The organism is Mesorhizobium sp. M1E.F.Ca.ET.041.01.1.1 (assembly GCF_003997355.1).
Taxonomy (GTDB): domain Bacteria; phylum Pseudomonadota; class Alphaproteobacteria; order Rhizobiales; family Rhizobiaceae; genus Mesorhizobium.
Map to the genome: position 1 here is coordinate 1 of NZ_RZSL01000401.1, position 5743 is coordinate 5743.

At 64.5% G+C, this 5743-nt stretch carries 7 protein-coding genes and 1 riboswitch; of the genes, 3 read left to right on the forward strand and 4 right to left on the reverse strand.

What is annotated here, in order from left to right:
- From EOA38_RS25900 to EOA38_RS25915, 4 genes are all read right to left on the reverse strand, one after another.
- The coding region (locus EOA38_RS25900; RefSeq protein WP_189434893.1) for an arginase family protein at positions 1 to 426 on the reverse strand (426 nt) is incomplete at its 3' end.
- A gap of 11 nt (positions 427 to 437) precedes the next feature.
- On the reverse strand, positions 438 to 1247 hold the full coding sequence (locus EOA38_RS25905) for an ATP-binding cassette domain-containing protein (RefSeq protein WP_126091721.1): 810 nt from the start codon (positions 1245 to 1247) through the stop codon (positions 438 to 440).
- Complete coding sequence (locus EOA38_RS25910; RefSeq protein WP_245480918.1) at positions 1244 to 2143, reverse strand: ABC transporter permease; 900 nt, start codon at positions 2141 to 2143, stop codon at positions 1244 to 1246. The genes EOA38_RS25905 and EOA38_RS25910 overlap by 4 nt, the downstream gene beginning before the upstream one ends.
- Positions 2144 to 2154: 11 nt before the next feature.
- On the reverse strand, positions 2155 to 3219 hold the full coding sequence (locus EOA38_RS25915; protein ID WP_127221080.1) for a putative urea ABC transporter substrate-binding protein: 1065 nt from the start codon (positions 3217 to 3219) through the stop codon (positions 2155 to 2157).
- A gap of 102 nt (positions 3220 to 3321) precedes the next feature.
- A riboswitch (guanidine-I (ykkC/yxkD leader) is annotated at positions 3322 to 3437 on the reverse strand.
- Between the two features lie 303 nt (positions 3438 to 3740).
- Between EOA38_RS25915 and EOA38_RS25920 the strand changes: the two genes are divergently transcribed.
- The 3 genes from EOA38_RS25920 to EOA38_RS25930 form a co-directional block, all read left to right on the forward strand.
- Positions 3741 to 4277: a sigma-70 family RNA polymerase sigma factor gene (locus tag EOA38_RS25920; RefSeq protein ID WP_127220919.1), complete on the forward strand. Its 537-nt coding sequence runs from the start codon at positions 3741 to 3743 to the stop codon at positions 4275 to 4277.
- Position 4278: 1 nt separating this feature from the next.
- Positions 4279 to 4917, forward strand: a complete 639-nt coding sequence (locus tag EOA38_RS25925; protein ID WP_127300572.1) for an NrsF family protein — start codon at positions 4279 to 4281, stop codon at positions 4915 to 4917.
- 185 nt (positions 4918 to 5102) lie between these two features.
- A partial coding sequence (locus EOA38_RS25930; protein WP_245480919.1) for a PAS domain S-box protein occupies positions 5103 to 5743 on the forward strand: 641 nt, incomplete at its 3' end.

Sequence of the window (5743 nt, forward strand, 5' to 3'; positions counted from 1 at the left end):
GTAAGGCGTGTAGAGTGCCGAGATGCGACGGATGCCCTGCGGCCCGAAACGGGTTCCTGGGCGGTAGGTGGTGCCGCTGTCGAAGGGAATGCCCATGACGGCAGCGTCATATCGGCCGACATCGCGGACATTCTCGACATAGGGCGCCTTGAGGAAGGTGTTGATGCCGGCGAAATGCGGCAGTTCGCCGCGCGCGAAGGTCGGGATTGACTTGTCGGTGATCGAATCCGATCCCGGCAGACCCATGTCCAGCGCCCATTTCTGTTCCTTGCGCCAGCCGTCCTCGGGCAGCTTTCCTTCCGCCTCGATCGACTTCCAGCCCTGCATGTCGCGGATCTCGAAGTTGGGATGATGCAAGCGCTGGCGCGGCTGGCGATCAAACAGCCCAGCCCGGCGATGCCGGCGCGCTGGAATGTCTCTGTGCATGAAAACCTCCGTTACGACGCCGTCGTCGTGATTGCGTTGTCCAGTCGGGTCGTCCCGACCATCGCGGCCACTTCGGCCACTTCTCGTGCGGAAGCCCGGCTCTTGTGGTCGAGCTTCAGATCGTAGGTGATCGTCGCGCCGTAGGCGGACGGAAACTGGGGGTCGTGGCGCACCTTGTCGAAGACAAGCACGCGGGTGCCGAGCTTGAAGGCCTCGCCGATGTCGTGGGTGACCATGACCACCGTCATGCCGTGCTCGTTCCAAAGCTCGGTCAGCAATTCGTGCATCTCGACGCGGATGCCCGGATCGAGCGCCCCGAACGGCTCGTCGAGAAGCAGGATCTGCGGCCGGCCGAGCAGCGTCTGGGCGATCGCCAGCCGCTGCTGCATGCCGCCGGAGAGCGATGCAGGATAGAGGTCGCGCGCATGAGCGAGGCCGACGCGCTCCAGCATTGTTTCGGCCTCCTGCCTCGCGCGTCTGCGCCTGGCGCCAAAGACGCGGCCGAAAGGTCCGCCGGAGCGGAAGTCCTCGACCAGCAGCAGGTTCTGCAGCGCGGTCAGATGCGGAAACACCGAGTAGCGCTGGAAGACGATGCCGCGCTGCGGCGTCGGTTCCGGCACGATCGGCCGGTCTCCGATGACGACCACGCCGCCACTCTGCTGCTCCTGGCCGAGCAGGATGCGCAGGAAGGTCGATTTTCCGCAGCCGCTGGCGCCGACCAGCGACAGGAATTCGCCAGGCTCGGCGGTGACGCTCACGCGCTCCAGCACGCGGGCGTCGCCGTAGCTCTTTTCCAGGCCGTGGACGACGATGCGGCTCATTTGCCCGACCCCGGATGAGCCCAGGGGGAAACCACGTGCGAGAGCCGCGCGAGCAGCCAGTCGGTGGCGACGGCGAGCAGCGTTATCCAGACGACGTAGGGCAGGATGACGTCCATCGACAAGTAGCGCCGGACGAGGAAGATGCGGTAGCCCAGCCCCTCGGTCGAGGCGATGGCCTCCGCCGCGATCAGAAACAGCCAGGCCGGTCCGAGCGCCAGCCGCACGCAGGTGATGAGGCGCGGCATGGTTTGCGGCAGCACCAGCCTCAGAACCATGGTCCAGCTGTTGCCGCCGAGCGTCTGTGCCTTGGCGATGAGCTCGGGCGGCAGTTCCATGACCCGGTTGGCGATGTCGCGCACCATGACCGGCGCCACGCCAATGGCGATCAAGGTGATCTTGGCTGTTTCGCCGAGGCCAAGCGCGATGAACAGGATCGGCAGCAGCGCCAAGGGCGGGATGACGCAGACAACGGTGACGAAGGGCAGGAGAAACGCTCTGACGCGCGGGATGAAGCCGATGGCGATGCCAAGCAAGAGCGCCACCAGTGTCGCCAAGCCGACGCCGGCGAACAGCCTGACCAGGCTGGCATAGGTGTCGGCCCACAGGATCAGGTCGCCGGAGCGCTTGTCCGGCACGGTCGCCAAATCGAAGAACGCCGACCACATCTGTGCCGGGGAAGGCAGCAGCTTGTCATTGGCGTTGACGGCCAGCCGTTGCGCCGAAGCGGACAGATAGGCCACGGCAACGGCCGCGAAGGGCAGCGTGCCAAGCAACACCGCTCCGCCACGCGAGACCCTGGCGTTGATCAGGCGAAGCCGTGTCTTCGGCACGCTGGGGGGGCTGGCTGTGTTCGCGCCTGCCCCGGCTTGCACGGCACCGGTTCCTCTGGCCAGCATGACGATCGGTCCTAGAGTGTTCCGGCTGCCGCCTCCGCCATGAAGGCCGGGTCGAACCGCAGCTTGACGTTGCCGGCATCGCCCAGCGTCGAGCCGTCGGGGAAGCTCATGCCGATCACGTCGACAGTGGGCGCTTTGGTGCCCAGAATGCCGTGGCTGAACAGGAAGTTGCGGACGAGATCCATCGTCTTGGGCAGTTCGGCGCCCTTGGTGAACTCGACCGCCTTGGCCGGCTCGAAGAACATCGCCGTCGATGCGAGCTGGGCATCGAAGCCGGCAAGATCGGTGCCGGACGCCTTGGCCATCTCTTCCTTGGCCGCTTTGCCTTCGGGCATGCCGGAGGTCATCAGGGCCATCGCTTCGTACCATGCGCCGACGAGCGCCTTGCCGAGCGCCGGATTGTCCTTCAGCGTCGCGGTGTTGACGACCATCAGGTCGATGATCTCGCCGGGGATCTGTGTCGAATCGAATACCTTGTGGGCGCCCGGCATGGCGACGATTTCCGAGACCAGCGGATTCCAGGTGACGACCGAGGTGACGTCGCTGGTGCCATAGGCGGCGACCATGTCGGCATCGGAGGTGTTGACCACGGTGATGTCCTTCTCTGCGAGCCCGACCGTATCCAACGCGCGCGCCAGCAAGTAGTGCGAGACCGAGAGCTCCACGAGGTTGACCTTCTGGCCGGCAATGTCCTTGAGCGCGGTCTTGTCCTTGAGGATGACGGCATCGTTGCCGTTGGAGAAGTCGCCAACGATCAGCGCGGTGGTATCGACGCCGCCTCCGGCGGGGATCGACAGCGCGTCCATATTGGTCATCGAGCAACCGTCGAAGCCGCCGGCAGTGTACTGGTTGATGCTCTCGACGTAGTCGTTGATGCGGGTGATCTCGACGTTGATGCCGTATTTGTCGGCCCATTTCTTCATGATGCCGCTGTCGGCGAGATAGCCCCATGGCATCCAGCCGACATAGATCGACCAACAGATCTTGAAGTCCTTCTTGGGCGCCGCTTGCGCGGCCGGGATCAAGGGAAGGCTGAGTGACGCGGCCAGGACGATTGCAGCCAGCTTGCGAAGCATTGCGTACCCCTTTTTGCGGTCCGGATTGAATCCGGACTTTTTTGTTGGGGGTTCACGGAGCGCGCATCCGGGAGAGGTTCGCGCCAGCAAACCCGTGCAGGGTTCTCCCGGGATTTTGGCCCGCCGTGTTCCGCCGGATGCCTCAATGCATCCCTGGCGGTTGCGTCTCTCGGACCAGCACCGTGATCGACACGGCCGGAACCCTAGACGCTCTGCACGCCGGTTACGAAGCAAGGGCCATGCCAATCTGAAAGCGCCTGCCTGAGGCTGTTTTCCCGGATTCTGGAGGCGATCGCGGCATGCCTATGGCGCAAAAATCATCGCAGCGCCGCCGAAATAAGCAGCATCGTGTCGTGCGACCGTCTCGGACATTGCGTGGGCCGCGCCGTTTCGCGAAATTTGAAAAGGCGCGGCGGTCGCCGCAAACTTTCGTGATTTTCCGGTACTTTGGCTTGGACATTATTTCGTTGGCCACGTAACAAACCAGGGCCGAGACGCGAACATTCGGGGGTAAACTTCTTGTGACCGGCAAGGACGAGGCCGAACTATCCCGGCTGCTCAGGGCCGCGATCGCGGGAGACGAAAGGGCTTATGCCGACTTTCTGCACCGGATAGCCGCCCTCGTTCGCGGCTTCGTCCGGCGCAAGATCGTTCAGGGCGGGGTCGACCCCGAGGATGTCGTGCAGGAAACCTTGCTGGCCATTCATGTCAAACGGCACACCTGGCGCGAGGATGCTCCGGTTCTCCCGTGGGTCTATGCGATCGCCCGTTTCAAGCTGATCGACGCGTTCCGTCGGCGAGGCCGGCGCATCGAGGTCGAGATCGACGAGATCGCCGAGACTTTCGCCGAACCGGAAGCGGAGACCGTCAGCGAGCGCGACATCGCCAGGGCCCTGGATGGCCTGCCGCCTGCGCAGCGTTCGGTGGTCTCTTCGATTTCGGTCGATGGCCGCTCGATCGGCGAAACGGCGGCCAAGCTCGGCGTCAGCGAGACGGCGGTCAGGGTGTCGCTGCATCGCGGCCTTGCCGCGATCGCGAAAAGGTTCGGACAACAGTGACATGAGAACCGAAGACCTCATCAAGGCGCTCGACGCCGATGCGCGCAGCAAGGCGATGCCGCAGGATTCGGCCTGGTGGCTGGCGGTCGCTGCGGCGGCGGTGATCGCGGCGACGGTCTTCTGGCTGACCATCGGCCCGCGTCCCGACATCATGGCCGCCATGCACACGATGCGCTTCCTCGCCAAATTCGTCTTCACCATCGCGCTCGGTGTCAGCGCCTTCGCCCTGATTCGGGCGTTGTCGACCCCCGGCGCGTCGACAGCCCGGGCGGCTGCCTGGATGGCCGTCGCGCCGCTGCTGGTTGTCGTGGCCGTGGCTCTGGAACTGTTTGCCGTGCCTTCGCCTGAGTGGGGCAGGAGGCTGGTCGGCACCAACTGGTACATCTGCCTGACCTTCATCCCGCTGATCGGCATCGGCCCGCTCGCGGTCTTTCTCGCGGCGCTGCGTCACGGCGCGCCGACGCGGCCGATGCTGGCGGGCGCGGTCGCCGGCCTGCTCGCCGGCGGACTCTCGGCGACCTTCTATGCCGCGCATTGCTTCGACGATTCGCCGCTGTTCGTCGCCATCTGGTACACGCTCGCCATTGTCATCCTCACAGCGCTCGGCGCCATAGGTGGGCGGCTTTTCGTCCGCTGGTAGGTTCGCACACCGATCCTTAATCATGCCGGCAATTGTTTGCCGGTTAGCGGAGCGGTCGCTGCCGTTCGCGCAACCATTCCTTAAAATCGATCCTCCAGGGTTGCGGCAGCGTGCAGTTGCGTATTGGGTGGGATCGCATTGTGGCATGGTCGAGTTGGAAAGGTCCGCGGGCCGGCAAGCGTGCCGTGCCCGTCTTGATGACAGCCGGCATCATTGCCGTGGCGGCCTCGATTCTGTCGCCGGGCTTTCAGCCTGGCGTCGCGGCGCTCAGGTTGTGCCTGCAGCTGTCGATTGCCGTCATCGGAGCGTCGCTTTTCCTTTTCGCACTGTTCATTCGCCGGATCGCGGATGACCATCGGCAGATCGCCGAGAGCGAGCAGCGCTTTCGCCGCGCGATGGAGGATTCGGCGATCGGCGTCGCCATCGTCGGCCTCGACGGCCGCATCCTTCAGACCAATCCCGCCTTCGCGGCGATGCTCGGTTACAGCCGGGCGGAAATCGAGGCGCTGACGTTCTTTCAGATCACGCATCCCGACGATCTGCAGATCGGCCGCGAGACGATGATCGCGCTCAAGGAGGGAAAGATCGATTCCTTCCATTTCGAGAAGCGCTACCTCAAGAAGGATGGCACTCCCGTCTGGGCGCAGCTTGCCGGGTCGGTCATCCGCGAAGAGGAGACCCATCGCCCGCTCTATCTCGTGTCGCAGATCGAGGACATCGATGCGCGCAAGCAGGCCGAAGCGCGCATCGCCGAAGCCGAGACCCGCTGGAACTTCGCGCTGACCAGCGCCGGGCAGGGTGTGTGGAGCCTCGACGCGCGCAAGGG